Below are 24,209 nucleotides of genomic sequence, written 5' to 3'. Positions count from 1 at the left end.
CCCAGCCGGTATGACCGGCCAGAGCAAGCACTCCCTGCCTGATCTGTGGCAGGGTCAGGTGGTAAAAAGCGCGACGCCTGCCTGCAGTCGTGCGTAGTCGCGCAACGGCATCTTGCGCACGTCGTCCGGCGAGATCTCGCACAGGTTGGCGATCATCCGCACCTCACGCTGGGCGTCGCTGCCCTTGTCGTCCTGGTAGCGCTCCATGTCTTCCACGGTCGGCTCGCGCATACGCAGCACGGCGGTTTCCATGCCATTGACCTGGCGCGGACGGGTGAGGGTGATCTCGGCAAAGCCATCGCGCTCGATGACGGTGTCGGTGGGGGTCTTGGTCTTGCTGGACATGGATGCGTTCCTGGAATGCGATGCGGTGCGATGGATGCGGGGGCGCGAGGCGCCCCCGGGTTCTTCGGTGCGGCGTGGGCTCAGATGCCCAGCGCGCCGCGGATGCCGGCCAGGACGTCGACGCCACCCTGGCGGGCGATCATGTTGACCACGTCGATCTCCTGCACTACCTGGGCACCATGGGTCAGCTTGTAGTAGCTCAGCGCCAGGCTGACCTTGATCGTGCCCTTCTCGCCGACCTTGGTTTCGCCACGGTCCAGCAGCTTCACCTTGCCACGCATGTTGTGCACGACCTGGGTCACTTCGCCGTCGTCGCCTTCCAGTGCCTCGCGGGCGGTGAAGCCGTATTCCTTGCTTTCGATGACGTGGAACTTGCTCATGATCTCCGCGTCGTCGGAGGCGAACTCCACATCGGCGGTCAGCTTTTCATGGCCGAGCACGATCTCGGTCGGGGCCAGCATGCCGCCGGCCTGGAAGTCCTCGGTCTTCAGCGACAGCTTGGGGGCGGTGAAGGACATCACGCTGCCGGCATAACCCTTGCCGTCGACGTAGAAGTTGAAGTTTTTTCGGATCTTGCGCGCCATGCTTAGAAGATCTCCGAGACGTAGTTGTTGTTCATGTGCATGCGGAAGGTCAGCTGCTCACCCGGGTAGGTCGGAGTGAAGTCGAAGTCCCAGTAGAAGCGGCCCTGGGCCACGCTGTCCGCTGCGTTCAGTTCCGGGTCGATCCAGCAGTTGCCACCGAGGATCGCGCCCTGGGTCTTCAGGCCGCGCAGGAAGGCATTGACGCCCTCGCGCACGTCATCGACGTAGGTCTTGCTGATGCCGCGGTCGACGGCCCACAGGTGGGCGGCTTCCAGGCTGTCGGCGATGATGTCGGCGGTGCGCACCACGCACAGGAACTGCCACTTCGGATCGATGCTGGTGGTGCGGTTGCCCCACAGGCGGAAGCCCCCTTCGCGGATGACCGTGGCCACGTTGGCCTGGTTCAGCAGGTTGGCGCGGCTGGTGGCATCGGACAGGCCGAAGTCGATCGCACGCGCGGTACCGACCACGCCGTTGAGTTCCAGGTTCGACGGCGACGCCCACCAGCCGCGCTCGTTGTCGCTGCGGGCGATGGCACCGGCCACGGCACCGGAGGCATGGCGGGTGACGATGGCATCACCGGACTGCACCAGCAGCGCGGGGTCGACTACGTAGACACGCTTGGAGCCGGTCAGGGCGGCGGTGGACTTGGCAGCGTCGTCGTTGCTGTTCGGGCCATCCTTGATGATCACCGCGCGCAGCTTGTCGGCGATGCCGAGCAGCTCGGCCACGACCGGGTTGGCCAGCACGGCCTCCGGCTTGGCCGGATCGGCCGGGTGCACATGGGTGAAGCCGGGTGCGACCAGGATGCGCGGCTTGACGCCGACGATGGACTTGGCGGCCAGCAGCGCATGCACGCCTTCGTAGGCGCCGGTCTGGGCGTTCACGCCGCCCAGCACGTTGGCCAGGGTGGCGCTTTCATTGGCGCCCTTCTCGACGCGGACGACGACGACGACGGCACTGGACTGGTCGAAGATCGTGTCGAGCGCACCGGGCAGGGTGCCGGCATCGGTGCCGGTGGTGGCCGACAGCTTGGCGGCCTGCGACGGCGAGGTCACCAGCACGGGCGTGTTGATGGGGAACGCTTCGGTGTCGGCCAGCGGTGCGGTGCCGACGATGCCGATCACGCTGCTGGAGGCGATGGCAATCGATCGGGCACCGGTATCGATGTTGACGACCTGTACGCCATGGAGAAATTCGGTCATTCGGGATTCTTCCTCGGTGTGGGTGTGTGCCGGCTTGTGCAGGCGACGGGGTAATGTTCGGAGAATGTGGCGGTCGCGATAATTGCAGCGGTGGCCCGCTGACCGATCAGACCCAGCCGGAGGCGCTGACGCTTGCGCTGAAGGTGGAAACCTGGGCGATACCTCCGGCACGGCGCAGCGCGACGGAAATGCTGATGCTGTCCGATTCGTAACTGGCGGACCTGGCGGGGACACTGATCGACACGCCTGCCGACGGTGCCGCCGATGCCGGCACAAACGAGGGAGCACTCGTGCTGAAGGAGGCTTTAGCGGGCGAGGAGCCGGTGATCTGCACTTCGTACTCGGAAACGCTTGCACCTGCCGGAAGCCACTGGCCCGACGCTGCTACTGAGCTTCCTCCATTGCCGCCACCGGCGACGCCCGTGCGGATGGCATAGGTGCCGTCGGCATAGATCAGAATCGAGACGGTAGCCGACACGGAGCCGGTGGAGTTGGTCTTGGCGCCATTGCTTGCCGAGTAGCCCTTGCCATGGAACGGCAGCCTGTAGGTGGCGCTGCCGCGGGCCGCCCACAGGTTGGACACGTCCATGCCGTTGATGCGATGGCCTACGTCGGCACGCTTGCTGCCGTACTGGATGTGGGCATAGCGGCGGCTCAGGTCGCCGCCGCCGATACGGCGGCCCGAATCCTGCGCCAGTGGACCTTCAACGTACGGATCGAACAGGTCGTCAAAGTCGACACCGGAAGAGCGATATCCGCTGGGCATGTCAGCGCTCCGCTTTCAGTGCGCGCACTTCGGCGGCCAGTTCCTGGATGGCCTTGGCCATGACCGGCAGCAGCTGGTCGAGCTTGACCGATGCCACGCGCTCACCCTGGAACTCGACGCCTTCCAGGTCGACCGCTTCCGGCACCAGTTCGGCCAGCTGCTCGGCGACAAAGAACAGGCGACGGCGACCGTCGTCGTTGTACTCGGGTTTGTAGTGGCCGGCTGCAAGTTCCATCTGTTCGACAGCTGCCAGGCCATAGGGAAGTGCGCCTTCGATGTTTTTCAGCTTGCGCGAAGAGCCAGTATCGAAGCCGCCGGCCGTCCAGAGAGCCCCCGCAGCATTCAGTTGCAGTCGATCCACTTGCGCAGTGGACGACCAGATCCGGAACACGTTGTCCGTGTTGTAGATGTGGAACTCTTGATTCGCGTTCCCACGGTCCTTGATGATGAATGCGGCATTGCCACCTGCGGAAGTGACGCCGCCGACGAATGTGTTCTCCCGGTACTGGACATTGCTGAAGCTCGCGCGCTGCGTCGGAGTTCCTCCATTGAAGTCGTAGGAGTAAAGCGAAAGTGTGGCGTCGCTCTCCATGGCTGTCGCCCATCGGGTCACGTTGTTGCCCCAGCCGAACCGTTGGTGCACGACCTGGGTGCTGCCTTGACCCACATACATGTTCAGCGTGCCGTTCATGATGTCGCCGGCTTTGTTGATCTTCCCGCCGGGATCGAAGTTACCGCTGGTCCAGATGTTCCCGCCTGCGCTGAGCGTTGCGCTATAGGCACCCTCCACATTGCGGAAGGTGAAGGAGGAACCTGACTTGAAAATGTAGCTGTCACCGGTGCCGAAGTAGATGACACCATCGGTCAGCGTGCTGCCCCAGCCGGACAGGCGCAGCGAGTTGTTGGAGATGGAAACCGCGCCAGTGAACGTCCCGCCACTCTTGTCCATCTTCGCTTCAGGCGCGAAGTTCCCGGCATGCCACATCACCGATCCATTCCAGCGCGGGCCATCACCATGCTTGATGGTGATTTCGCTGCTGGCACTGCGGTCCGCGCTCCATACGCGCCACAGGCTGGAATTTCCCCAGCCGCCAATGAAGGACTGCTCGGCACCGGCGGCACCGAAGCCCAGCAACGGATACGTGCCGCTGATGAACTGCTGGTCGGTGAACGTGTTGCCGCCCCTGGACGCCTTGCCATCCAGTGCCGACTGCAGCCCGGTCACATCGGCAATCACATGCTTGTGGCCCACGGTGGCGAAGTCACCGGCCAGGGCGAACTCGGAGGCGTGCTTGCCGTCCAGGGTGTCGGCGTCCAGGCCGTTGCCTTGCCCGGTGTCCTTCAGTGCGGCGCTCTTCAGTTCCAGCGCAGTGCGCGCCGCCGCGGTGTTCGCCGCAGACAGCAGTGTCTTCGCCAGCGCGGTCGGGGCGCTGGCGCCGAAGCGCTTGTCGGTGTAAGCGCGCACGCCACGCGGGGTAACTGCGCGCTGGGTGTCGGTCGCATCTTCGGCTTCGGTGCTGGTGGCCAGCTCGACCACGCCGACGACCTCGGTGGTGGCCGGTGGATAGAGGAAGCCGGCATCGCCGAACTGGATCTGCGTCGTGTCGATCCCGCTGAAGCGGGTATCGGTGGCCAGCAGCAGCATCGATGCGGCCGACTTCTCCATGATCGGATCGGCCTGGCCGTAGCTGGCAAACAGGGTGCCGTCGGCCAGGTACAGGCCGAAACCGCGCAGCGTGTAGGAGGTGGCGCTGTCATCGCGGATGGTGACGTGCACGGTGTCATCGCCCACGGCCTGGCCGCCGAAGGTGGCGACGCGCTTGATCTCGCCGGGCAGTGCGGCGAGCCCCGCCGACGGCACGAAGGCAGTCGAGGTCAGGCCGATCTGGGTGATCAGGACGGCGTTGGTGCCGGTGTTCGGCGGATTGACCAGCTTGGCGAAGCCGGCATCGGTGATTTTCAGGCGCATGCGGGGGTTACTCTCCGATCAGTTGAAGGCGGCGGAAGGCCGTGGCGTGGGCGGCTGCAAGTGCGCCGACGGCGGCGTCGGCCTGCATGCCCTGGGTAAAGGTGAAGTGCGAGCGCACCGGCTTGGTCCGGGTGATTTCGCCGATGACGTCCTCCACGAACATCGCCGTGGCGGACTGGCCATCCTGGTTGGCGATGGTCATCACCGCTTCGAAGGTGTGCGGCGCGCCCCTGGGCTGCAGCTGCCACCACTCGCGGATCAGCACCGAGCCGCCGAAGGCGGCCACCACGTCGCGCACGCTGCCGGCGGTGCCCTTGCGGCGCTGGATGGCGATGGCCGTGCGCACCCGTGCGCGTTTCACCGCTTCGGGCCAGTAGGCCTTCCATTCGTCCACCGACAGTGCCCAGGCCAGCCAGGGCAGCAGTGCGGTCGGACAGCGGTCGGCATCCCACAGCGCGGTGATGTCCACCGGCAACGGACGCGCAACGATGGCGCGGGCAAGCGCGCGCTCGGCGTGGGTGGCGTTGGCGGGCAGCAGGTTCGCCGCCGAGGGCATCACCACCTGGGCGTCACCATCGATGACCTCGCCGGGCGCCGGTGCAGCGGCCAGGGTGACCCTGCTGCCGTCGATGACGGCGCCCTGCAGCAGTTGCCGGCTGTGCGCATCGGTGCGGAATACCGACTGCAGGCTCGCCAGCGCGCCGCCGGGGTGGCGGAAGGTGCGGTTGCGGCCATCGATCGCGCCGCGCAGGCGCGCGTTGATCAGGCGCGTGCTCGGCTCATTCATCGGTGCCGCCGTGGGTCAGGGTCACGCCGGCGCAGTGGGTGGCCTGGGTTCGGTCCACCACCACATCTGCAGCCGGATGGACGATCTCCACGCGCTGCACGCCCTCGGCATGCAATGCGGCGAACAACCCCGAACGGGTGACATCGCGGCCGAGGCGATGTGACTCGCTGATGTAGCGGTCCAGGCGGGTGCGCGCTTCGGCAAGCACGACCTGCGAATCCGGGCCGGCAAAGGTGAACAGCGTGGCGTCGACCGAGTAGGTGACGATCGTGGCCGGCTTCACCAGCACGTGGTCGGTCAGCGGTCGCACGTCATCGGCGCTCAGCTTCGCCTCGACGATGTCGAGCAGGCCCTGGGTGGCGGTTCCATCCGCTTCGCGCGACAGCACCGAGACCACCACTTCGCCCGGGGCGGGACTGGTCGCACTGGCGTCGAGCACGCGCGGGTCCGCGCTCAGCGCATGGAATACATAGGCACCTTCCGGCCCCGCCACGCTGAACCCTTCCGGGCCCAGCTGGATGCGGCGGCGGAAGTCCTCATCGCTCTCATATCGCGGTGGAATGCCTTCCTGCGGCCTGCCCGGGTCGAGCACCTGGCGGGCGACGCCGAAGATCGCGGCGAGGTGGTCCAGGTCGCTGCCACCGGCATAGGCCAGCATCACGCCACGCGCGGCGTCGTTGACACGCTGGCGATCAAGCAGGCGCAGGTAGGTGCAGACCTCCAGGATCTTGAAGGCCGGGTCCGACGGCAGCAGCGCGTCGAAGGTGGGATCCAGGGCCTGCAGTGCGGTCAGCGATTCATCGAACATGGCTTCGAAATCGAGCACTTCGATGACCGCCGGTGCAGGCAGCTGGGACAGATTGACACTGGTGAACGAGCCGGATGCCACGGTTAGCGAACCTCGATTCCTTCGATGGTGATGGCCTCGCCATCCGGCAGGTGGATCCCGGTCACTGCCAGGATCATCACGCCGGGGGCGGGGAGGGAGACGTCGACGTTCTCGACGTGGAGACGCGGTTCCCATCGCGCCAGCGCGTCGACGGTGGCCGCGATCAGGTCCATGCGCAGCGAGCGGTTGGTCGGCGCATCGATCAGTTCGAATACGCGTGAACCGTATTCGCGGCGCAGTACGCGGGAGCCAAGGGGCGTGGTGAGAATGTCACGCACGGACTGGTGGAGATGGGCGAGCCCATCCAGTGATTTGCCGGTGTTGGCGTCGATTCCTCGCATGGCCTCTATCGTCGTGGAGTGCGGTTTTTCAGGGCATTGCAGGCGTGGCCGCTCAGGCCTGGGCCGGCGTGGTCGGGGCGGTTGGGCCCTGTGCGGTGTGCGTGTGTGCCTTCAGGCCGATGGCACCGGCCTTGACCTCGCCCGGTGTGCTGATGTCCTTGCCGGCGCTGATCGCGCCGCTGACATCCAGATCGCCGGTCGCCTTGATCGAGGGTGTATCGAGCATGATCGATTCGCTGGCGATCACCTGTGCATTTGCGCAGGTGACGATGACCTTGCCGCTGCCGACATGGACGTTGAGCGTGGTGGTTTCCTGGTCGTACTCGACGCTGCTGCCGTCGGCGAACTCGATGCGCTGCCGCAGGCGCGAGTCGGCCGGCGGCGGAAAGCGGTCCTGGTACAGGCTGCCGAGTACCAGCGCCTGGCCCGGGTCGCCATAGGGGCACGCCAGTACGACCTGCTCGCCGGGTTCGGGTGCGCACCAGGTGCGTACGCCCGGTCCCGCGCCGCGTTCCAGCCAGGGAATCCAGTCGGTAAGCATGCCGTCGGCATCGACGCGAACGCGTCCGTTTGCCTCGTCCAGCTCGCGTACCACACCGATCATCAGCAGGTTGCCGATCAACCGCGCGTGTTCGGCGCTCATGGTGCGGGCTCCGGCAATGGCTGGTAGCGGGACTCATGGACGCGGCCGATCTCCGGCGCGAAGCTGTAGGACGCCTGCGGCACCACGCCACCGGCGTCGTCCCACGGGTTGTCGCCCAGCGCGACCGGCAGTGACCACTCGACGATCCAGATGCGCAGGCCCGGCTGTGCTGCTGCTGGGTCTTCGGGCAATGCCGCGATCACATCGATCGCGCCGCTGGCAACGCCGGGAAAGCGGCCGAGCTGGTGCAGCCAGGTCGCCAGGGCGAGGGCCGCGTTTCGCAGCCGCAGCGCTGTGCTTGCATCGGTTGCCGGCAGCGCAATGCGCGCTTCGAAGCGCAGCGTGGCCTGCAGCAGGCCACTGCCATCATTGTTGTCCCTGCTGCGGTCACAGCGGGTCATCGCCAGCAGGCAGGCCGGCAGGGGCATCCCCTCAGCGTTGGCGTCGCGATGGAATTCGACGCTTGCAAACCCGGGAAAGCGTGCGCGGATCGCGGCTTCGATCGCGGCAATCAGCGGATCGAGCGTGGGAGGGAAGGAATCGTTCGCCATGTCAGCTCATGCAGGGAAGGGAAGAAGGGCGTGGCCCGTGCGGCGCGCGCGGTCTGCAGCCAGTGTTGCCATCACCGCAGTGGGGTGGCATTGCAGGCGTGGCCGTATCTGGCAGGCTCAGTGCGTGGGAGTGGCACTGCTGCCGCAGTCGGCGGGTGCTGCCGGCACGGCGCCATTGATGGTGATGCCGCGCTGGCTGCCGAGGCTGCACAGCAGCGCACTCAGCTGGTCGGCCAGCGCGTGGTACTGCTGTGCGACCGCAACGTGATTGCGCAGCAGCGCGTCATCGCTGGCTGCGTGCAGGTCCGGCAGGCGGGGTGGGGGAAGCAGCTGGGCAGGTGCGATGCTGAGGTCAGCGCGGCAGGGCGTGTCCGGCGTTGGCCTCGCGCCAGATGCGCACGAACTCAGCGTCAGCGTCGCCGCGATCACGACCAGGAGTCTTGGCATGGGTCTCGATGTCCCGTTGCAGGGTGTTGAACTGTTCGGTGTGCCGGGCCTGGTGGGCCAGGCGCTGTGATTCGGCCTGCGCGCCTGCGGCGCTGTTGGCGAGGGCCTGCTGGTGCGCGCGCTGGACTGCATCGGTGCGGGCCTCCTGCTGCGCTGCCCGGGTGGTGGCAACGGCAAGGTCCGCAGTGCGGTCGCGCAGGGTCCATCCCAGCCAGGCGCAGCTCGCGTGGCTACCGGCAAGGACCAGCAGCCCGATGCCCAACCTCAGTGCCGCGGGCGTCACTGCAGGGCTCCGCCGGCGGCACGGTACGCCGCGCGCAGTGTTTCCAGCGCGTGCTCCTTCTGGCCGTAGCCGGCGCCCGGCAGCGATGCCCAGATGCGCCGGGCCGCAGTGACGGCGGCATCGAAGCGGCCCAGCCGGATCAACTCGTAGGCACCGCATTGCTTGAGCAGCGCCACGGCCGCGCGGTCCTGCGAAACCGGGCCGAAGTCAGGCAGGCCCAGTCGCGCGCGCAGGTCATCCCAGGTGCTGCGCAGGAACTGGTAGCGGCCTGCGGCGCTGGATTTGATGCCGTAGCGCGGCAGCGACACCAGCACGCGGGGATGGTCGCGGTAGTCGGTGAACAGCTGGCCACCGACGATGACGTCGTAGCCGCGGTCACGTGAGCGCTGGTTCGAAATGTCGGTGCCTTCGGATACCGCCAGCATGTCCAGGAATGCGGCGACGTTGGCGCCACCGAGGGCGCTGGCTGCAGCGGCGGTCATGCGGCGGCCCCCGGCTGCTTGCGCACCAGGTTCAACAGAGCGTCTATCTGTACGCTCTGCTGGGCGATCTGTGCACGCAGGGCGCTGACTTCACCGCGCAGCTGCCCGATCTCCTGGGCCATTGCCTCGCGCTCGTGCATCAGCCCATCGGCGCGTGTACGTTCGGCCGCGAGCTGTTCCTGAAGGGTGCGCAGGGTGTTGCTGGTGGCTTCATCGGCGGTGCGGTCGACCTTGGCCGATGACAGCCACTGGCGCAGCCACAGCGACACCGCGATCAGCACGCCCGAGGTCCCGCCCAGGTACTTGGCCCAATCCGGCACGCCGGCCAGCAGGTCGCTCTCGTTCATGCGCGTGCGTATCCCTTGAGCAGGGCCGGGTGGACAGCCGGTGGCAACGCGGTGCGCGCACCGCGCAGGGCGCGCTTGATGGTGGTCTGTGAGACGCCGAACTCACGCGCGACATGGTCGCGTGGCATGCCGCTGGCGACCGCGCGGGCAATCTGCTCGCGGCGTTCGTGCGCGCCGGCAGCGAAGCAGGATGCCAGGAACAACAGTTCGCCGCCGAAGTGCGCGACCAGCCGCTGGGCGACGTCGTGGCCAAGGATGTCGATCAGCCGGTGCTGGTCGGGCAGGGTGGAGGGTACGTAGACGATGACGCGGTGGCGGCCGGTGGTGCTGGAGGTGGTCGGCGGCCAGGCACGCACCAGCGTGAGGGCTGCGGATTCGCCGATGACCTCGGCCAGGGTCTGGATGCTGTCGGGCAGGGCGTTCATGGAGGATGTGTTCAGTGGCATTGATCTCCACTGTTGCCATCCCGCCTGTCCAGTCAACACCTTTCATCTACTTTTATATCCGCGCGCTGAAGACGTTCAGTCGTGCGTGAGGAGGGGAGGAGCACGACACGCCTGCTTGCAGTGATCCGAATCCGCTTGCTCTGGCCGCTGGTGTTTTCCTGTACAACCGTACTCGTTGTCCTCACCTGGCAGGAACAGAGGCAGATCAAGGGGATGGGGCAGGTACAGGGTGAGGACGGCCACCTGCCACACAGCCTCATGCGCCGTGTACTGGCCGGAAACGAAAAAGCCCCGGACGATGCCGGGACTTCAGGACTGCAGGGGGCGCTGGATCAAAGATCGAACACCAGGTTGCCGCCGGTCTTGCGGGGGATGTACCCGGCGTCGCGCAGCCAGCGTGCCGCGTTGACCTGGTCCATGCGCTTGACCGGGAAGCGGTTGGCGAACATCAGGAAGCGCGCCACGGTGATCGACTCGCCCTTGCCCTTCAGGGCCGCAAGGGTTTCGACGAACCATGGCGCGGGCGGTTGCTGGCTGCCCGGGCGGGCCACGGTACGCGCCTGCTGGGCGCTGCCTGCGCCTGCCCGGGCAGTGGCCAGCGTGCACAGCGAGATGAAGATCGCATCCAGGCTCACGATGTCCTTGCTGCCCTTGGGCTGGGACTTGAACAACTCGATGGCCTTCAGGCGCGTCGACGTGAACTGTTCGACCTCCATGGCGTTTCCTCTTTGCGAAATGGGTTGGGGATGCAGGGTGACGACAGGTGTCGTCGGTGATGGGGGATGACCTTACATCATTTTCGCCGATGATGGGTCGGGGCCTGCGCTGGGTTCGGGGGATGGACCGGATGGCGGGCCGGCATTCCGGATCAGATCACACCGCGCGAACGCAGCTGGTCCAGCGATCTGCGGACCAGATCGGCCGGGGTGCTGTCATTGTCGACTTCGATGTCGACCAGCTCATGCGGCAGCGGCTGCTCGCTGGCATGAGGGTCGCTGCTGCGATGGCCTGGGCGATTGACGCGGATCACGACACCACCACGACGCCGGATCGCGCGGGCCTCATTGGCGAAGCGGACATCGGGTACCAGCCCGCCCTCGGGCAGGCGTGCGAACAGCGAGCGTACCCACAGCTCGGGATGGACGCGGTCACGCCCCCACTCGGTACCGGCGGTCTGCATCAGGTGGCGCGGGGTGAGTTCGGCCAGCCAGTCGATGGCGTCCTCCTTGCGGCTGTCCAGTTCGTGCAGGGAAAGCCCGAGGAGGGAGGCGACCAATTGCCGCAGCGGGGCCGCGAAGCTGTCGCATGGCAGTGACAACGCCGACGCCAGTCCATTGGCGAGTGTGTCCTTGCCCGAGCGCTTGCTGCCGGCGATGCCGATGTAGAGCGGCACACGAGAGCGTGGCGCCGGCCGCAGGGCAACGCTGCCCAGTGCAGGGCCGGCACGGAACGCGGCCAGTGTGTCGGCAATCAGGCGATGACCGCTGTCGAGGGAGGCGGGAATCATGCGGAATCTACTCCTGGAGAAATGCGGCAGGTGCCGGAGGATCAGGAATCGCGACCGACAACGCTGCGGGCGCGGAGGATGCGCTGGGTGATGCGCCCGCCCCGGGCCGCTGCGGCGATCGGGTCAAAGCACAACATGGCGGTGCGGGTACGCCGGCCGGCAGCAAGGTGGTCGCGGATGGTCCGCTCGGACAGCACCGGTACCCGCTGGTGGATCTGCTGCACGGTCAGCTGCTCACCTTCAAAGGCATGCAGTCGGGGACGGGACATGGCGGAAGCGCTCCTGGAAGGTGGCGGGCCGATACCTGCATCTTGCCCCTGTAGATGCTCCTAGTCAACACCTTTCATCTACTTGCGTCATGGTGCGGTTGGGCGGGCGGGCTGGCGATCCACAGCCGCAATGCCGCTGCTGCCAGACGCTCACGCTCAACCGGGCCGCGTGCGGCCAGGACACCCTCGAGATACTGTTGGCGGTGCTGGCGCGGACTGACCGTCGTCCAGCGCCCGTCGGTGCCCATGCGCCGGTAGCCGTCCAGTTGCAGCAGGCGACGTGCTTCGCAGTGCAGGCGCCAGTCGTCGCTGCTGCTGTCAACGTCGCGGCCATCATGGATGCGTGGCATCTAGAACGGGCCTGCCGCATGCTCGGCGAGAGTGCGTCTGCGCTCTGGCATCAGCCAGACTTTGGCGCGTTCCTTGCCCACCACGCGGGTGCGTACGCCATGGCGTTTGACCACGTAGGCGGCGGCCTCGTTCACCTCGCGACGGTTGGGCTTGTCGATGCCCACCGCGATGACGATCTCTGTGGCGCGGTAATGCGCGCTCCACTGTTCGGCAGGGAGCGACCAGTCGAAATGGCGATCGATCAGTTCGGCGATCGGCGAGATGGGTTCGTGTTCGCTGTTGGTTGCATTCAGCGCATCCAGTTCCTCGGCACTCAAGTGCCAGGTCTCGCCGCTGCAGTACAACGCATGGGCCTCTGCCCAGACCTGCTGCATGTCGATCCGCGCCGGTTCGCCCAACGCTACGGCGTGCACGGTCCACCAGCGGGTGTTGCCGGTGGCATCGCGGAGGAAGCGTTCGTCGTTGACACTGGCAAACAGGATGGTGCGCCGCGCATAGCGGGATTCGGTGCGCGCGTAGGGGCGACGGATCTCGTCATGGCTGCGCGAGATGAATGATTTCAGCGCCGCGATATCGGTACGGCGGAAGGTGGCATCGACTTCGCCCAGTTCGACGATCCACTTGGAGATGACCTGCTTGACGCTGTCCTTGTTGGCCGGATCGAGCACCACCCCGTCAGCGATCAGTTGCAGCTCCGCCGGCGCCAGTTGCCGTGCCCAGCGTGTCTTCCCCAGGTTCTGTTTCGAGACGAACGTCAGTACGCCGCGCGCGACCACGCCATCGGGCTCAAAGGCGGCCGCCACGCCGGAGATCAGCCAGCGCCGCATCAGGACTTCCTTCAGCACGCGGCCGTCGGCCATGTGCGTGGGCTTGGCTTCCAGCACGGTATCGAAGAACGCCTGCAGGCGGGACTGGCCATCCCACGGCCGTGAGGTGATCCAGCTGGCGACCGGGTTGTAGGGATTGGCTTCGGCCACCTGGCACAGGTTGGTCTCGAAGCTGGCGGTGGCCATGCCGGCGCGGTGCATGCAATCCATCACTTCGCCCGCCGCGACCTCCTTGGCGTTGTCCACGGTCGTCTGCAGCCCAGGGACCAGAATCTCCAGATCCTTGCGGATGACGTTGTAGCGCACGGTCACACCGGTACGACGGCACAGCTCGGCCAGGTTGCGGGCGGTTGGCAACGGCCGCCCGCGCGCGTTGGTATCGGGAAACGGGGTGAAGGCATCGAATGCGGACAGGTTGCCAGGCACCTGGTAGCGCGCGCTGGCCGATGACGGCGCATCGTCCAGTGCCACGTCGTCGCCCCCTGCCGGCGGCATGGGGGGCAACAACTGGGCACGCACGGTGTCCAGCCCCTCGCGCAGATGCAGGTTGTTGAAGTCGGTAGGGCGGTCATCGTCGCCATGCAGCGTGGCGAACTCGGGCCAGACCACGCGGGCATTGATGTCCGCGGCAGCCTGCGTGGCCAGGGTGACGCCAGGGTTGTCCAGCGGCTGCCGCGTCCACTGATCGTTGTCGGCACACAGCACGAATGACGCGTCCGGCATGGCGCCGCGCCAGGCTCGGGCGACCGCGCCAAGGTTGCCTGCATCCCAGGCCACCACCACGCACCAGCCCGTGGCCTGGTGGATGGATCCGGCGGTGGCATAGCCCTCTGCAATGGCGATCGGCTGGCCGGTAATCGGCTTGCCGATGACATGGAAGCAGCCCTGCTTGCGGCCACCGGAAAGGAAGTCCTTGTCGCGGCCAAGTGCTGGATCCACGCGGGGAAAGATCGCCTGCAACGAGACGATACGGCCCGCGCTGTTCATTACCGGTACCAGCAGGGCGTTGTCGATGTGGCGGAAGACAAGGCCATCGCTGTTGCGCACCGGCCATGGCGCCACACGCAGGCCATGTGCATGGATGCCCTTGCGTACGAGATAGGGGTGGTGGGCATCGGCAGGAATGGCTCGGTTCCACAGCACGTTGGCCGCCTTGGCGGCGGCGTCCTCGCGTTCGCGCTGATGCCGTTCGCGCTCGCTGCGGGCCGCCTCCTGGCGTTGCCTGATGGCACGCTGCTCGGCGGCGCTCAACGCGGTCGGCGATTTCGCGCACCAGGCATGGCGGGTGCCGGTCCGCCAGCTGCCGAACTCGCCGGCCGGCACGTGGTCTCCAAACAACACCGCCCAACCATTGCGCGTGCCACGACGGTCGCCTTCCACATGGAAGCGCACCAGCGTGCCATCGGCGTTGAGCGCGTCGCGGCCGCGCGCGTCCGGCACGATGCCGTGCGCGTGCATGGCCTGCAGGAACGCGGGAACGATGTCCTGCGTGGGATGCGGTGTGTGCATTCGACAAGGCCCCTGGGAACGTGGATCGGTCCACGGCGGCCGATGGCGGCCAACGTGCTGTGCAGTGTCCGGCGTGCGCAGGTCACGCAGCGGCCGACCGACGCAGTGTGGTCAGGATGTGATGGGAGTGGTGATACGGTCATGGTGTCGGAACGGGGCTTCATTTGCAACACCTTCCAGTACCTTGCATCCCTGACCGCGATGGCGCCGCCCAGTACGCGTTGGATCTGCGATGGCGTTCGCAGATCACTGTGATCGTGCCGATGCGTCGCAGTTGGCGAGAACCGGTTTTCGGATGATGCGATCGCCGTCAACGACGGCCCATCGTTTCTCTCCATCGCGCCTTCGGGCGCCCGTGCACAAGGAGCCTGCATGCCTGAAATCCACTGCAACCACGAACGCCGATCCGCCGCGGAATCCGCGTCGTTGACCGTCGTTGCGACGTTCTCAACCGGTGCGACCACCCCTCGATAAAATACAACCCGCATGACGGACACCATCGACGAAGCGCAGGAAATGGAAGCGCGCCACCTGCAACGCGCCCTGGCCCAGCACGCAACGCGGGCCAGCAACGTTGCCCCTCTCACTCCCATGGGGGAATGCCACAACCCGGACTGCAGCGAGGACTTCGACAACGATCCGGCAAGACTGTTCTGCGGGCCTGCCTGTGCCGAGCGTTTCGAAGCCATCCATCAACACCGCAACGCATAGGAACAGGGGACATGTCTCTGAACAGCAACGACGCTGGCTTCACCGAACGCATCGCCGGTTTATCGGCCGAGCTCGCCGTGCTGGTGAGCCTGGTGGAGAACCACATCCATCTGCAGCTGGCTGATCTGGCCGACTCGGGTGATGTGGATGCACAGGAGCGATTTGCGGTAGCCGATCCGGAGCGCTGGTTGGAGAACGCCCGCAACAGCCTGCAGGCGGGTTTCATGTTCCTGGAGCGCGCGGTGCAGCAACCGGCGCGGTTCTAGTCATCCGGTGCGGGGGCGGAAGGGGCCGGCCAGGCTGCCTTCCGTCCCCCTCGGGCAGTGGACGATCCCCTGCGCTGGAGGCTGCGTCATAACGTCGCACTGGCCGCCGGGCAACCCTGAACGTGGTCCAAGGTTGACCGCAGGCCGTAGAATGGCCGGGTGCGTCGTTCTGTCCTCCACCGCCGGTTCCAGGCCTTGGCATGGCTAGCCATGCTGCTGGTGCTGCTTGCCCCGCTGGTGAGCCGCTGGCTGGCGCATGGTCACGTTGCAGCGGCTGTGCCGGTAGCGGCGATGGACCATTCCCAGCATGCGCAGCATGCGATGGAGGGCCATCACGACCACCACGCGATGGCGATGCAGCAGGGCGAGGTCTCAAAGAAGCCGCCCGCCGATCCACACGCCGCGCATGAGATGGGCGTGGACTGCGACTACTGCCTGATCGCCGCGCGGCTGATCACCCTGCTGGTGGCGGCATTGCTGCTGTTGGCACCGATGGTATCGATATGCCGTGCGCTGCGTGGTGCAGTGCAGGCGTTGCCGCAGCGGGTCAGCGGCACATTGGGAGCGCGCGGGCCACCGGCCTTCATGGCTGCCTGAGCCACACGCGCGGTGCATTGATCTTTTTTCATGAGGTTGCCGGCCACGGCCGGTGCCCGCACGCGCGTGTCTGTCCCTTTCTGATTGCTGCCCTGCCATTGCAGGGTGGCCTTGCATGCCGTGAACAGATGAAAACGAACCCCAACTCCGCGCGCCTGCGCCGGGCGACGCTGCCTGCCATGTGCGCGTTGCTCCTGCACACCGCCTCTGTACTTGCCGCCGATGCGGCACCCCCGACCACGCTGGATACCGTGCGCGTGGTCGATACCCGCAGCGGCGAGCTGTCTTCCACCTCCAGCGCAGGCTCTGCGTTGGGCCTGAGCGTGCTGCAGACACCGGCCAGCCTGACGGTGATTTCGCGCGAGCAGCTGGAACAGCGCGGCGACACCAACCTCAATGATGCGATCAGCCGGGCAGGCGCGATCAGCGCCATGCCGCACCCAGGCAATGGTCTGAGTGCGCTGTCCAGCCGTGGCTTCACCGATGGCGCTTCCGTGATGCGCCTGTATGACGGGCTGCGCCAGTATGGCGGCGTGGGCATCACCTTTCCGTTCGATACCTGGTCCATCGAGCGCATCGAAGTGCTGCGCGGTCCGGCCTCGGTCATCCATGGCGATGGTGCCATTGGCGGGGTCATCAACATCGTGCCGAAGAAGCCGACGCGCGGTGCCATCGAGAACGAGATCAGCGTGACCGCGGGCAGCGAGGACACCGCACGTCTGGGCTTCGGCAGTGGCGGCGCGCTGACGCCCGAGCTGGCCTACCGGCTGGATGTGAGTGGCAACTACAGCGGTGGCTGGGTTGATCGCGGGCGCAGTAGTGATGCCACCTTCTCCGGCGCACTGCTGTGGCAACCGCGTGCGGATCTGCAGCTGTCGCTCACCCATGCGGAAGGCTATCAGCAACCGATGCGCTACTTCGGCACGCCACTGGTGGATGGCCGCCAGCTGGAGGCGCTGCGCCACCGCAACTACAACGTGGAAGACAGCGACATCCGCTACCGCGACCGCTGGACCCAGCTCGATGCGCTGTGGACGCCAAACGCAAGCGTCGAATGGCGCACGCGCCTCTACCAGATCGACAGCCAGCGCGATTGGCGCAATGCCGAAGCCTACGTCTACAACCGCGCTACCGGCTTGATCGATCGCTCAGGCAATACCGAGATCACCCACGACCAGGACCAGACCGGGTTGACCTCGACGCTGAGGGTACAGGGGAACATTGCGGGCCTGGCCAACAGCTTCGCCGTGGGCCTCGATGCCAACCGCGCGCACTTCAAGCACACCAACAACACCTATGCCGGCAGCTCGGGCCCGGTCGATCCGTTCGATCCGGTGCCGGGCCAGTTCACCAGCGACGCGCCGAACCTGCCGCGCTACCGTAATCGTGCCGAGCAGTACGCGCTGTTCGTGGAAGACCGCTTGGCGCTGAGCGAGCGCTGGTCGGTGCTGGGTGGGCTGCGCCACGACCGCGCGCGCATTGATCGTACCGATCTGATCAGCGGCCAGAACGCGTTCTCGAAGACCTACCGCAGCACAGGCTGGCGTGCAGGCACGGTGTTCGCGTTGCGGCCGACGCTGAGCCTGTATGCGCAGTACTCGCAGGCGGCGGACCCGGTCAGTGGCCTGTTGATGATCAGCCCGGCCAACGGTGTCTTCGACCTGGCCAAGGGCCGGCAGATCGAGGTGGGCCTGAAGCAGGCCTTCGATGGCGGCGAGTGGACGCTGGCGGCGTACCGCATCCGCAAGACCGGGCTGCTCAGCCGCGATCCGCTGGTGCCGGATCGCCGCGTGCAGGTGGGCGCACAGACCTCGCGTGGCATTGAGGCGTCCTTGAACTGGAACTTCGCGCCGCGCTGGTCGCTCGATGCCAATGCCACGGTGCTGAAGGCCGAGTTCGAGGACTTCCTGGAAACCACCGGTTCGCCGGCGGTGCTGGTGTCGCGTGATGGCAACGTGCCACCGAACGTGGCCGAGCGCCTGGCCAATGTGTGGCTGAGCTGGCAGTTCGCACCGGACTGGAGTGCGGCGGGTGGCGTGCGTTACGTCGGCAAGCGCTACGCCGACAACGCCAACACCTTGGAGCTGCCCGGCTACAGCACCACCGACCTGGCACTGACCTGGCAGGCGGCACCGCGCACGCGGCTGTCGGCGCGGCTGTTCGACGTGTTCGACAAGGCGTACTACGCCACCGCGTACTACACCAGCACGCAGTGGCTGCTGGGTGCGGACCGGCGCGTCGAATTCACCGTCGACCATCGCTTCTGAGCAGGCTGGCGATGACGTTGCGATCCACCGCCAAGCGCTGGACCTACCTGGTGCACCGCTGGCTGGGCATCGGCGGATGCCTGCTGATGTTGCTGTGGTTTGTCAGCGGCATGGTGATGCTGTTCATTGGTTACCCGAAGCTGACACCCGGTGAGCGGCTGGCGGCGTTGCCGGTGCTGGGGGATGCAAGGGATTGGCGAGGACTGTCGGCGCTGCCGGATGCTGTACAGGCCGAGCCGGAAGCCGTGGCCCTGACCACGGTAGGCGGTGAAGCGGCGTATGTGGTGCGCAGCGGCAGCAACGTCGGTGCGTGGTCGGTACGGAACGGCCAGGCGCTGCTGCCGATTTCCGCCCAGCGCGCCGAAGCGGCGGCCGCGCAGTTCGCCGGTGGGCAGGCCTTCGTTGGTGCGATGCGCGTGGATGAGGACCGCTGGACCCATTCGCGCGCGCTGGATGCGCATCGGCCGCTGTACCGGGTTGAAGTGGGCGGTGCGCAGCCGGGGGATGTGTATGTGTCCTCGCACACCGGCGAAGTGGTGCTGGACGCGCCGCGCGTGCAGCAGCGCTGGAATTACGTGGGTGCGTGGCTGCACTGGCTGTACTTCCTGCGCATGCAGTCGGTCGATCCGGTGTGGACGTGGATGGTGATCGTGCTCTCAGCGTTGTGCACGGTGGCGGCAATCAGCGGCATCGTGGTGGGTGTGTGGCGCTGGCGCTTCCGTGGGCACTACCGCACTGGCGCGAAGACGCCGTATGTCGAGCCCTGGATGCGCTGGCACCACCTGATCGGGTTGGTGGCAGCGGCATTCGTGTTCACCTGGATCTTCAGCGGCCTGATGTCGATGAATCCATTGGGCGTCTTCAGCAGCACGCGCGAGGCGATTGACAGCGGACGCTATCGTGGCGGCGCGGTAGCGGTGGATGGCGCGCTGGGTGAACCGGCGGCGCTGCTGGCGGCCGTCGACGACGCGCGCTTCAAGCCGGTGGAGATCCAGTGGCGACGCATCGGTGGTGAGCTGTTCGCGGTGTTGCTGGATGGACGGGGCGATACCCGCATCGTGTCCAGTGCAGATGGAGAGCTGCGGGTCCTGCGGCAACTGCCTGTGGACTGGCTGCAGCAGAGGGCGCGTGCCATGTCCGATGCGCCGATGCAGGCGTTCGCGGTTCAGCAGGGGCCGGACGCGTACTTCTACCCGCGCGCACCCGAAGCGATGCACGGTGCAGCCGTACGCCGCTTCCCGGTGGCGGTGGCGGACTTCGGTGATGCCGAGGCGACGCGTGTCTATCTCGACCTGGCCACCGGCGATCCGCTGCTGACGATGGGACATCGCGAGCGCGTGGGTCGCTGGCTGTTCTACTTCCTGCACAGCTGGGACCTGCCGGCGATGCTGCGTCAGGACATCGCCCGGCTGGCGGTGTTGCTGCTGCTGAGCCTGGCTGGCGCTGCGTTGTGTGCAACGGCCACGGTGATCGGCTACCGCCGGTTGCGGATGAAGCTGCGGCGCAGGCGGCGCTGATGCCTTGGACTAAACCCGCAGCCAACGTGTGGACACGGCCACCAGCAACAAGGCCGTGGCCACACCGATGAACGCAGCAATCAGACCGAAATGATTGGCGGCAAAGCCGATCAACGCCGGTCCGGCAAGGATGCCGGCAAAGCCCAGCGTGGAAACGGCGGTGATGGCCAGCGCGCCGGGCATGCGGGTCTGGTGGCCGGCCAGCGAGAACAGCGCCGGCGCGATGTTGGCGCAACCGAGGCCGACCAGCACATAGCCCGCCAATGATGCCTGCCACGGCGTGACCAGGGTCAGCACCAGCACGCCGGCAGCGGCGAGCAGCGCGCCGAACACGATCGCGCGCTGGCGGCCAACGCGTGCCACCAGTGCATCGCCGAACAGGCGCGCGACCGTCATGGTCAGGGTGAAGGTCACATAGCCGACGCCGGCGAGGCTGGCATCGACGCGACGTACGTCGCTGAGGAACACCGCGCTCCAGTCGAGCATCGCACCTTCGCCGAGGAAGGCGACGAACGCCAGCACGCCGATGAACAGCACGATGCCATGCGGCAGGGCCAGCATCGGTGTGTCGTGTGGCATGCGTTCGCTGTGCCAGTAGGTCGCCGACAACAGCATCACCAGCAGCATGGTGCCGACACCGATCAGCACCGATGCCAAGGGCGGCAACTGTGCGGACAGCAGCACGGTCATGGTGGCCGCGCCGAGGAAGCCGCCAATGCTGAAGAAAGCATGGAAGCCAGACATCATCACCCGCCGTGCTTCGCGCTCGACGATGACGGCCTGCACGTTCATCGTGCAGTCCATCGCGCCCACGGCCGCACCGAACACGAACAGCACCACGCCCAGCGTCCAGGCCGAACCCGCCAGTGCCAGGCCGGGCACGGTCAGGCAGATCAGCAGGCTGCTGGCCACCATCACCCGGCGGCAACCGAGGCGTGCGGCCAGCACCCCGGACAAGGGCATCGCCAGCAGCGAGCCGGCACCGAGGCAGAGCAGCACCAGTCCCAGCGTGGCGTCATTGATCCCGGTGCGCGCTTTGGCGAATGGCACCAGGGTGGCCCACAACGCGGTGGCGAAGCCGGGAATGAAGAACGCAGCGCGGGTCGCGTGCTGTTCGGCACGCGCGCGGTTGGCAAGGGACATGAGCGGTACGGTCAGGGAGGCGTGGGGTGCACCGCGATACCGGCGGCGTGGAAGCGAGCCGCCAAGGCGGGCGGTGCGGTGGTGGTCAGCACCAGGTCGTCGATCTCGTCCAGGCTGGCGATCTGCCAGTTGCCGCGGGCACCGAGCTTTTCAGTGGTGGCGGCGACGATGACGCGGCTGCTGCAGGCCACCATCGCGCGCTTCAGCGTGGCTTCTTCCGAATCCATTGCCCACACACCGGTGTCGCCGTCCACCGCGCAGGGGCCGGGCAGGTACACGTCGGCACGCAGGCGCTGCACCTGGGCCAACGCCTCGGCACCGACCGCACCGCCACCGCTGGCCAGGCGCCCGCCGATCAGCTGCACTGAAGTGCCTTCGAGCATGCTGGCGGCGGTGGCGATCTGCGGGGCGTTGGTGATCACCGTCAGCCCGAGAGCGGCCGGCAGCTGCTGGGCGATCGCCAGATTGGTCGAACCGGCATCGAGCAGTACCACCTGGCCGGGTTGCAGCAGCGCGCAGACGCGGGCGGCCAGCTCGGCCTTGTCGCCGCGGTCGCGGGTCAGGCGCTCGCGCAGCGGCCGTTCCTTGGGCGGCGGCAGCACGGCGCCGCCGTAGACGCGCTGGCACAGGCCCTGGGCGGCGAGCTCGCGCAGGTCGCGGCGGATCGAATCTTCGGAGACGGCATAACGGCGCGCCAGTTCGGCGGCGACCACGCGGCCCTGCTGGCGCAGCTCCTCGAGGATCTGCCGGGTGCGCTGGGCGGGTAGGGGGCTGGGGTCGGCGCTCATGCCGCAAGTCTGCACGTTCGTGCATAATCGTGCAACAACATGCATTGGTCGGTAGGGCACAGGGCGGCTGGACTGCCGGTGAACCCGCCCGCCCCCGGGGTCTATGGATCGGCCTCGCGGCCCGGCATCATGGCGGGGCACTTGGCATGGAATCCCTGATGTCTCCCACCGTTCACCGCAAGCTGCGCATCGGCGCGGACCAGTACACCGGCCAGAAAGTGGTCGACCAGCAGTTCCACGAGTGCGATTTCTCCGGTGCGGACCTGACCGGCACCGAGTTCATCAACTGCAGTTTCTACGATGCCGACAGCCGCGCCGGCTGCCGCTTCAATGGCGCCACGCTGAAGGAAGCCAGTTTCCGCAGCTGCGATATCAGCATGTGCCATTTCAATTTCATCAAGGCGCTGGGCCTGGAGATCAGCGAGTGCCGTGCGCAGGGCGCGGATTTCAGCAACGCCAGCTTCATGAACCAGATCACCACGCGCAGCTGGTTCTGCAGCGCGTTCATCAAGAAGTCGAACCTGCGCTATGCCAATTTTTCGCGGGTAACGCTGGAAAAGTGCGAGCTGTGGGAAAACCGATGGGATGGCGCGAATGTGAGTGGCGCCAGCTTCGCCGGCTCGGACCTGTCCGGCGGCCAGTTCGAGGGCATCGACTGGAACAGCGCCAACTTCACCGACTGCGACCTGACCAACTCGGAGCTGGGTGAGCTGGACCTGCGCAGCACCAACCTGCGTGGTGCCACGCTGGACGTGCAGCAGGTGGCGCTGTTGATGCAGCGCATCGGCATCACCGTGGTGCCGTAGGCATCACCCGGCGTACGCCACCCAGCCCTTGAAGCTGAAGCCTGCGTAGAACAGCTCCACGCCGTCGAAGCCGGCCTCCTGCAGCAGCGCCACTTCCTGTTCGGGGGCCAGCAGCGGCAGCCGCTCGGCAATGGCCTCGATCGCGCGCTGTGCATCGGCGTGGGCAACGCCCGAGGCTTCGGCGAACGCTGCGTAGCGCTGCAACCAGCGCAGCTTGCCGGCGGGTTCCTGCGGCACGCTGTGGTGGGCCACCACCAGCGGCGCGCCGGGTTGCAAGCGCCTGTGCAGCTCGCGCAGCGTGTGCAGGCGCTGCGCGGCATCGAGGAAGTGCAGGGTCAGCAGGCAGCTGGCCCCATCGAAGCGCAGATCGGGCGCATCGTCGATGTAGCCTTCCAGCAGTCGCACGCGCGGCATCAGCGGACCCAGTGTCTGCTCGGCCAGGGCCAGCATCGGCGCGGCCGGATCCACGCCCAGCAGCTGCCAGCCCGGCTGCGCCTCGGCAAAAGCCTTCAGCTCCAGCCCGCCACCGGCGCCCAGCACCAGCACACGGCCCTGCGCGGGAACGCGTTCGGCCAGCAGCAGGCGGCTCATCTGCTGCAGGGCGAGGAAGCCGGGCACCTGGCGCAGCGGCGCTTCGGCATAGCGGGCCACCGCCTGCGGGTCGGAGAACGTGGACATGCGCGGATTCCTGCGGCGGGGGCCATACCACTGTAGCGCGGCGCGCAAGAGGCATTGCGCGCCGCTGCCACACGGGCAGGACAGGGCTCAGGCCGCTGCTGCCTCAAGCACGTCTTCCAGCCGCACCTCGCCGAGGAAGCCACCGCTGCTGGTTGCCGGCTGCTGCGCTTCGATGGCGTGGGCGAACTGCACGCCGGCGTCGTCCTGCAGGCGCTCGAACAGCTGCTGCACCCTGGGAAACTCGCGACGATCGACCACCTGGTGATAGTCATTCCAGCGCGCGATGCCGGCGAAGTAGGCATCGGCGAAGCTGCGCTGTTCGCCCAGCAGCCACGGGCCCGTGCCGATCATCTGCTCCAGCGCCTGGTGGGCGTGGCGCACCTTGGTGGTGCCATAGGCACGCAGCGCCTCGCCGTCATCGCCTTGCGCATGCTCCAGTGCGTGCCAGAGCGGCGCATAAGCACCGAAGAAGCTGGTGTTGAGATAGGCCAGCCGGTGGTTGAGGCGATCGAAGCCGGACGTGCCCTGTGCGAAGCCCAGTCCCTGCGCGATACCCAGCGCGGCCAGGTGGTTGAGGATGGCCAGGCTCTCGCTGAGCTGTTCGCCCTGCGCAGTGCGCAGGGTCGGTGTTTCGCCCAGCGGATTGAGACGGCGGTAGTCTTCGCCCTGCACCTGGCCGGGCATGTCGATGCGGCACAGGTGATACGGCTGGCGCAGCCATTCCAGGGCGACGATGGAGCCGAACGAGCAGCCCGAGGGCACGCCGTAGAAGAGGATCGGGGTCATGGCAGATTTCCGGTTCAAGCCGCGATGCGGCGGGTGAGGGAAGCGTGCCTTGCGTGGACATTGCCCCGGAAGCCGCTTGAATGGCATCCTGAAGTCCACATC

General features: G+C 66.7%; 29 protein-coding genes. 6 read left to right on the top strand and 23 right to left on the bottom strand.

The window, feature by feature from the left end; genetic code table 11:
* Positions 1-54: 54 nt before the first annotated feature.
* The 19 genes from JLDANKMP_RS04085 to JLDANKMP_RS03995 all read right to left on the bottom strand — a co-directional run bounded on the left by JLDANKMP_RS04085 (position 55) and on the right by JLDANKMP_RS03995 (position 14,548).
* Positions 55-345 (bottom strand): phage tail assembly protein, encoded by a 291-nt coding sequence (locus tag JLDANKMP_RS04085; protein ID WP_005412456.1) that lies wholly within the window; start codon positions 343-345, stop codon positions 55-57.
* A gap of 80 nt (positions 346-425) precedes the next feature.
* Complete coding sequence (locus JLDANKMP_RS04080) at positions 426-929, bottom strand: phage major tail tube protein (protein ID WP_005412457.1); 504 nt, start codon at positions 927-929, stop codon at positions 426-428.
* Positions 930-931: 2 nt separating this feature from the next.
* Entirely contained in the window at positions 932-2,134 is a 1,203-nt protein-coding gene (locus JLDANKMP_RS04075; RefSeq protein WP_024956112.1) for a phage tail sheath C-terminal domain-containing protein, read from the bottom strand.
* Between the two features lie 106 nt (positions 2,135-2,240).
* A complete protein-coding gene (locus JLDANKMP_RS04070) occupies positions 2,241-2,900 on the bottom strand; it encodes a hypothetical protein (RefSeq protein ID WP_111173243.1) in 660 nt (219 codons plus the stop codon).
* A 1-nt stretch (position 2,901) separates the two neighbouring features.
* Positions 2,902-4,869, bottom strand: a complete 1,968-nt coding sequence (locus JLDANKMP_RS04065; RefSeq protein ID WP_212560589.1) for a tail fiber domain-containing protein — start codon at positions 4,867-4,869, stop codon at positions 2,902-2,904.
* A gap of 7 nt (positions 4,870-4,876) precedes the next feature.
* Entirely contained in the window at positions 4,877-5,425 is a 549-nt protein-coding gene (locus tag JLDANKMP_RS04060; RefSeq protein WP_223846484.1) for a phage tail protein I, read from the bottom strand.
* 223 nt (positions 5,426-5,648) lie between these two features.
* Positions 5,649-6,545 carry a baseplate J/gp47 family protein gene (locus JLDANKMP_RS04055; RefSeq protein ID WP_005412462.1) on the bottom strand — a complete coding sequence of 299 codons (897 nt, stop codon included), beginning with the start codon at positions 6,543-6,545 and terminating at the stop codon, positions 5,649-5,651.
* 2 nt (positions 6,546-6,547) lie between these two features.
* Positions 6,548-6,886: a GPW/gp25 family protein gene (locus tag JLDANKMP_RS04050; RefSeq protein WP_005408332.1), complete on the bottom strand. Its 339-nt coding sequence runs from the start codon at positions 6,884-6,886 to the stop codon at positions 6,548-6,550.
* Positions 6,887-6,938: 52 nt separating this feature from the next.
* Entirely contained in the window at positions 6,939-7,529 is a 591-nt protein-coding gene (locus tag JLDANKMP_RS04045) for a phage baseplate assembly protein V (RefSeq protein WP_212560587.1), read from the bottom strand.
* Complete coding sequence (locus JLDANKMP_RS04040; RefSeq protein WP_212560586.1) at positions 7,526-8,080, bottom strand: hypothetical protein; 555 nt, start codon at positions 8,078-8,080, stop codon at positions 7,526-7,528. The genes JLDANKMP_RS04045 and JLDANKMP_RS04040 overlap by 4 nt, the downstream gene beginning before the upstream one ends.
* 352 nt (positions 8,081-8,432) lie before the next feature.
* Positions 8,433-8,810 carry a hypothetical protein gene (locus tag JLDANKMP_RS04035; protein WP_111188996.1) on the bottom strand — a complete coding sequence of 126 codons (378 nt, stop codon included), beginning with the start codon at positions 8,808-8,810 and terminating at the stop codon, positions 8,433-8,435.
* Positions 8,807-9,292 carry a glycoside hydrolase family 104 protein gene (locus JLDANKMP_RS04030; protein ID WP_212560585.1) on the bottom strand — a complete coding sequence of 162 codons (486 nt, stop codon included), beginning with the start codon at positions 9,290-9,292 and terminating at the stop codon, positions 8,807-8,809. Before JLDANKMP_RS04030 ends, JLDANKMP_RS04035 begins: the two co-directional genes overlap by 4 nt.
* A complete protein-coding gene (locus JLDANKMP_RS04025) occupies positions 9,289-9,639 on the bottom strand; it encodes a hypothetical protein (RefSeq protein WP_005408337.1) in 351 nt (116 codons plus the stop codon). The genes JLDANKMP_RS04030 and JLDANKMP_RS04025 overlap by 4 nt, the downstream gene beginning before the upstream one ends.
* On the bottom strand, positions 9,636-10,064 hold the full coding sequence (locus tag JLDANKMP_RS04020) for a helix-turn-helix domain-containing protein (protein WP_223846372.1): 429 nt from the start codon (positions 10,062-10,064) through the stop codon (positions 9,636-9,638). Before JLDANKMP_RS04020 ends, JLDANKMP_RS04025 begins: the two co-directional genes overlap by 4 nt.
* Positions 10,065-10,417: 353 nt before the next feature.
* Entirely contained in the window at positions 10,418-10,801 is a 384-nt protein-coding gene (locus JLDANKMP_RS04015; protein WP_060380095.1) for a hypothetical protein, read from the bottom strand.
* Positions 10,802-10,953: 152 nt separating this feature from the next.
* A complete protein-coding gene (locus JLDANKMP_RS04010) occupies positions 10,954-11,592 on the bottom strand; it encodes a hypothetical protein (protein WP_212560583.1) in 639 nt (212 codons plus the stop codon).
* A 41-nt stretch (positions 11,593-11,633) separates the two neighbouring features.
* A complete protein-coding gene (locus tag JLDANKMP_RS04005) occupies positions 11,634-11,861 on the bottom strand; it encodes a hypothetical protein (protein ID WP_024956102.1) in 228 nt (75 codons plus the stop codon).
* A 74-nt stretch (positions 11,862-11,935) separates the two neighbouring features.
* Positions 11,936-12,211, bottom strand: coding sequence for a hypothetical protein (locus JLDANKMP_RS04000; protein ID WP_212560582.1), 276 nt, complete (start codon positions 12,209-12,211; stop codon positions 11,936-11,938).
* Positions 12,212-14,548: a VapE domain-containing protein gene (locus JLDANKMP_RS03995; protein WP_212560581.1), complete on the bottom strand. Its 2,337-nt coding sequence runs from the start codon at positions 14,546-14,548 to the stop codon at positions 12,212-12,214. It abuts the gene before it with no gap.
* 486 nt (positions 14,549-15,034) lie between these two features.
* Between JLDANKMP_RS03995 and JLDANKMP_RS03990 the strand changes: the two genes are divergently transcribed.
* The 5 genes from JLDANKMP_RS03990 (at position 15,035) to JLDANKMP_RS03970 (ending at position 19,906) form a co-directional block, all read left to right on the top strand.
* On the top strand, positions 15,035-15,259 hold the full coding sequence (locus tag JLDANKMP_RS03990; RefSeq protein WP_005408344.1) for a hypothetical protein: 225 nt from the start codon (positions 15,035-15,037) through the stop codon (positions 15,257-15,259).
* A gap of 11 nt (positions 15,260-15,270) precedes the next feature.
* Positions 15,271-15,525 (top strand): hypothetical protein, encoded by a 255-nt coding sequence (locus JLDANKMP_RS03985; RefSeq protein WP_012479313.1) that lies wholly within the window; start codon positions 15,271-15,273, stop codon positions 15,523-15,525.
* A gap of 210 nt (positions 15,526-15,735) precedes the next feature.
* Entirely contained in the window at positions 15,736-16,122 is a 387-nt protein-coding gene (locus JLDANKMP_RS03980) for a DUF2946 family protein (RefSeq protein ID WP_099527128.1), read from the top strand.
* A gap of 128 nt (positions 16,123-16,250) precedes the next feature.
* On the top strand, positions 16,251-18,389 hold the full coding sequence (locus JLDANKMP_RS03975) for a TonB-dependent receptor (RefSeq protein WP_212560580.1): 2,139 nt from the start codon (positions 16,251-16,253) through the stop codon (positions 18,387-18,389).
* Positions 18,390-18,400: 11 nt separating this feature from the next.
* Positions 18,401-19,906: a PepSY domain-containing protein gene (locus tag JLDANKMP_RS03970; protein ID WP_212560579.1), complete on the top strand. Its 1,506-nt coding sequence runs from the start codon at positions 18,401-18,403 to the stop codon at positions 19,904-19,906.
* Positions 19,907-19,915: 9 nt separating this feature from the next.
* Here the strand turns inward: JLDANKMP_RS03970 and JLDANKMP_RS03965 are convergent, their stop codons facing one another.
* Together JLDANKMP_RS03965 and JLDANKMP_RS03960 are read right to left on the bottom strand one after the other, a co-directional pair.
* On the bottom strand, positions 19,916-21,049 hold the full coding sequence (locus tag JLDANKMP_RS03965) for an MFS transporter (RefSeq protein WP_111108618.1): 1,134 nt from the start codon (positions 21,047-21,049) through the stop codon (positions 19,916-19,918).
* Positions 21,050-21,060: 11 nt separating this feature from the next.
* Positions 21,061-21,837 carry a DeoR/GlpR family DNA-binding transcription regulator gene (locus JLDANKMP_RS03960; RefSeq protein ID WP_012479318.1) on the bottom strand — a complete coding sequence of 259 codons (777 nt, stop codon included), beginning with the start codon at positions 21,835-21,837 and terminating at the stop codon, positions 21,061-21,063.
* A 158-nt stretch (positions 21,838-21,995) separates the two neighbouring features.
* Between JLDANKMP_RS03960 and smqnr the strand changes: the two genes are divergently transcribed.
* Positions 21,996-22,643, top strand: coding sequence for a SmQnr family pentapeptide repeat protein (gene smqnr / locus JLDANKMP_RS03955; RefSeq protein ID WP_044569588.1), 648 nt, complete (start codon positions 21,996-21,998; stop codon positions 22,641-22,643).
* 3 nt (positions 22,644-22,646) lie between these two features.
* Here smqnr and JLDANKMP_RS03950 read toward each other — a convergent pair whose 3' ends face one another.
* Positions 22,647-23,321: a class I SAM-dependent methyltransferase gene (locus tag JLDANKMP_RS03950; protein ID WP_212560578.1), complete on the bottom strand. Its 675-nt coding sequence runs from the start codon at positions 23,319-23,321 to the stop codon at positions 22,647-22,649.
* 87 nt (positions 23,322-23,408) lie between these two features.
* On the bottom strand, positions 23,409-24,107 hold the full coding sequence (locus JLDANKMP_RS03945) for a glutathione S-transferase family protein (protein ID WP_212560577.1): 699 nt from the start codon (positions 24,105-24,107) through the stop codon (positions 23,409-23,411).
* Positions 24,108-24,209: the final 102 nt, after the last annotated feature.

The organism is Stenotrophomonas sp. PE591 (genome assembly GCF_018320795.1).
Classification (GTDB): domain Bacteria; phylum Pseudomonadota; class Gammaproteobacteria; order Xanthomonadales; family Xanthomonadaceae; genus Stenotrophomonas; species Stenotrophomonas maltophilia.
The sequence above is the reverse complement of the archived record's forward strand: the minus strand, read 5'-3'. Positions and strand labels throughout refer to the sequence as shown.

Excerpts from the sequence above, each read along its gene's own strand:
- JLDANKMP_RS04085 (WP_005412456.1), bottom strand. The coding sequence starts at position 345 with ATGTCCAGCAAGACCAAGACCCCCACCGACACCGTCATCGAGCGCGAT.
- JLDANKMP_RS04080 (WP_005412457.1), bottom strand. The coding sequence starts at position 929 with ATGGCGCGCAAGATCCGAAAAAACTTCAACTTCTACGTCGACGGCAAG.
- JLDANKMP_RS04075 (WP_024956112.1), bottom strand. The coding sequence starts at position 2,134 with ATGACCGAATTTCTCCATGGCGTACAGGTCGTCAACATCGATACCGGT.
- JLDANKMP_RS04070 (WP_111173243.1), bottom strand. The coding sequence starts at position 2,900 with ATGCCCAGCGGATATCGCTCTTCCGGTGTCGACTTTGACGACCTGTTC.
- JLDANKMP_RS04065 (WP_212560589.1), bottom strand. The coding sequence starts at position 4,869 with ATGCGCCTGAAAATCACCGATGCCGGCTTCGCCAAGCTGGTCAATCCG.
- JLDANKMP_RS04060 (WP_223846484.1), bottom strand. The coding sequence starts at position 5,425 with ATGCCCTCGGCGGCGAACCTGCTGCCCGCCAACGCCACCCACGCCGAG.
- JLDANKMP_RS04050 (WP_005408332.1), bottom strand. The coding sequence starts at position 6,886 with ATGCGAGGAATCGACGCCAACACCGGCAAATCACTGGATGGGCTCGCC.
- JLDANKMP_RS04045 (WP_212560587.1), bottom strand. The coding sequence starts at position 7,529 with ATGAGCGCCGAACACGCGCGGTTGATCGGCAACCTGCTGATGATCGGT.
- JLDANKMP_RS04040 (WP_212560586.1), bottom strand. The coding sequence starts at position 8,080 with ATGGCGAACGATTCCTTCCCTCCCACGCTCGATCCGCTGATTGCCGCG.
- JLDANKMP_RS04030 (WP_212560585.1), bottom strand. The coding sequence starts at position 9,292 with ATGACCGCCGCTGCAGCCAGCGCCCTCGGTGGCGCCAACGTCGCCGCA.
- JLDANKMP_RS04025 (WP_005408337.1), bottom strand. The coding sequence starts at position 9,639 with ATGAACGAGAGCGACCTGCTGGCCGGCGTGCCGGATTGGGCCAAGTAC.
- JLDANKMP_RS04020 (WP_223846372.1), bottom strand. The coding sequence starts at position 10,064 with ATGAACGCCCTGCCCGACAGCATCCAGACCCTGGCCGAGGTCATCGGC.
- JLDANKMP_RS04015 (WP_060380095.1), bottom strand. The coding sequence starts at position 10,801 with ATGGAGGTCGAACAGTTCACGTCGACGCGCCTGAAGGCCATCGAGTTG.
- JLDANKMP_RS04010 (WP_212560583.1), bottom strand. The coding sequence starts at position 11,592 with ATGATTCCCGCCTCCCTCGACAGCGGTCATCGCCTGATTGCCGACACA.
- JLDANKMP_RS04005 (WP_024956102.1), bottom strand. The coding sequence starts at position 11,861 with ATGTCCCGTCCCCGACTGCATGCCTTTGAAGGTGAGCAGCTGACCGTG.
- JLDANKMP_RS04000 (WP_212560582.1), bottom strand. The coding sequence starts at position 12,211 with ATGCCACGCATCCATGATGGCCGCGACGTTGACAGCAGCAGCGACGAC.
- JLDANKMP_RS03995 (WP_212560581.1), bottom strand. The coding sequence starts at position 14,548 with ATGCACACACCGCATCCCACGCAGGACATCGTTCCCGCGTTCCTGCAG.
- JLDANKMP_RS03990 (WP_005408344.1), top strand. The coding sequence starts at position 15,035 with ATGACGGACACCATCGACGAAGCGCAGGAAATGGAAGCGCGCCACCTG.
- JLDANKMP_RS03985 (WP_012479313.1), top strand. The coding sequence starts at position 15,271 with ATGTCTCTGAACAGCAACGACGCTGGCTTCACCGAACGCATCGCCGGT.
- JLDANKMP_RS03980 (WP_099527128.1), top strand. The coding sequence starts at position 15,736 with ATGCTGCTGGTGCTGCTTGCCCCGCTGGTGAGCCGCTGGCTGGCGCAT.
- JLDANKMP_RS03975 (WP_212560580.1), top strand. The coding sequence starts at position 16,251 with ATGAAAACGAACCCCAACTCCGCGCGCCTGCGCCGGGCGACGCTGCCT.
- JLDANKMP_RS03970 (WP_212560579.1), top strand. The coding sequence starts at position 18,401 with ATGACGTTGCGATCCACCGCCAAGCGCTGGACCTACCTGGTGCACCGC.
- JLDANKMP_RS03965 (WP_111108618.1), bottom strand. The coding sequence starts at position 21,049 with ATGTCCCTTGCCAACCGCGCGCGTGCCGAACAGCACGCGACCCGCGCT.
- JLDANKMP_RS03960 (WP_012479318.1), bottom strand. The coding sequence starts at position 21,837 with ATGAGCGCCGACCCCAGCCCCCTACCCGCCCAGCGCACCCGGCAGATC.
- smqnr (WP_044569588.1), top strand. The coding sequence starts at position 21,996 with ATGTCTCCCACCGTTCACCGCAAGCTGCGCATCGGCGCGGACCAGTAC.
- JLDANKMP_RS03950 (WP_212560578.1), bottom strand. The coding sequence starts at position 23,321 with ATGTCCACGTTCTCCGACCCGCAGGCGGTGGCCCGCTATGCCGAAGCG.
- JLDANKMP_RS03945 (WP_212560577.1), bottom strand. The coding sequence starts at position 24,107 with ATGACCCCGATCCTCTTCTACGGCGTGCCCTCGGGCTGCTCGTTCGGC.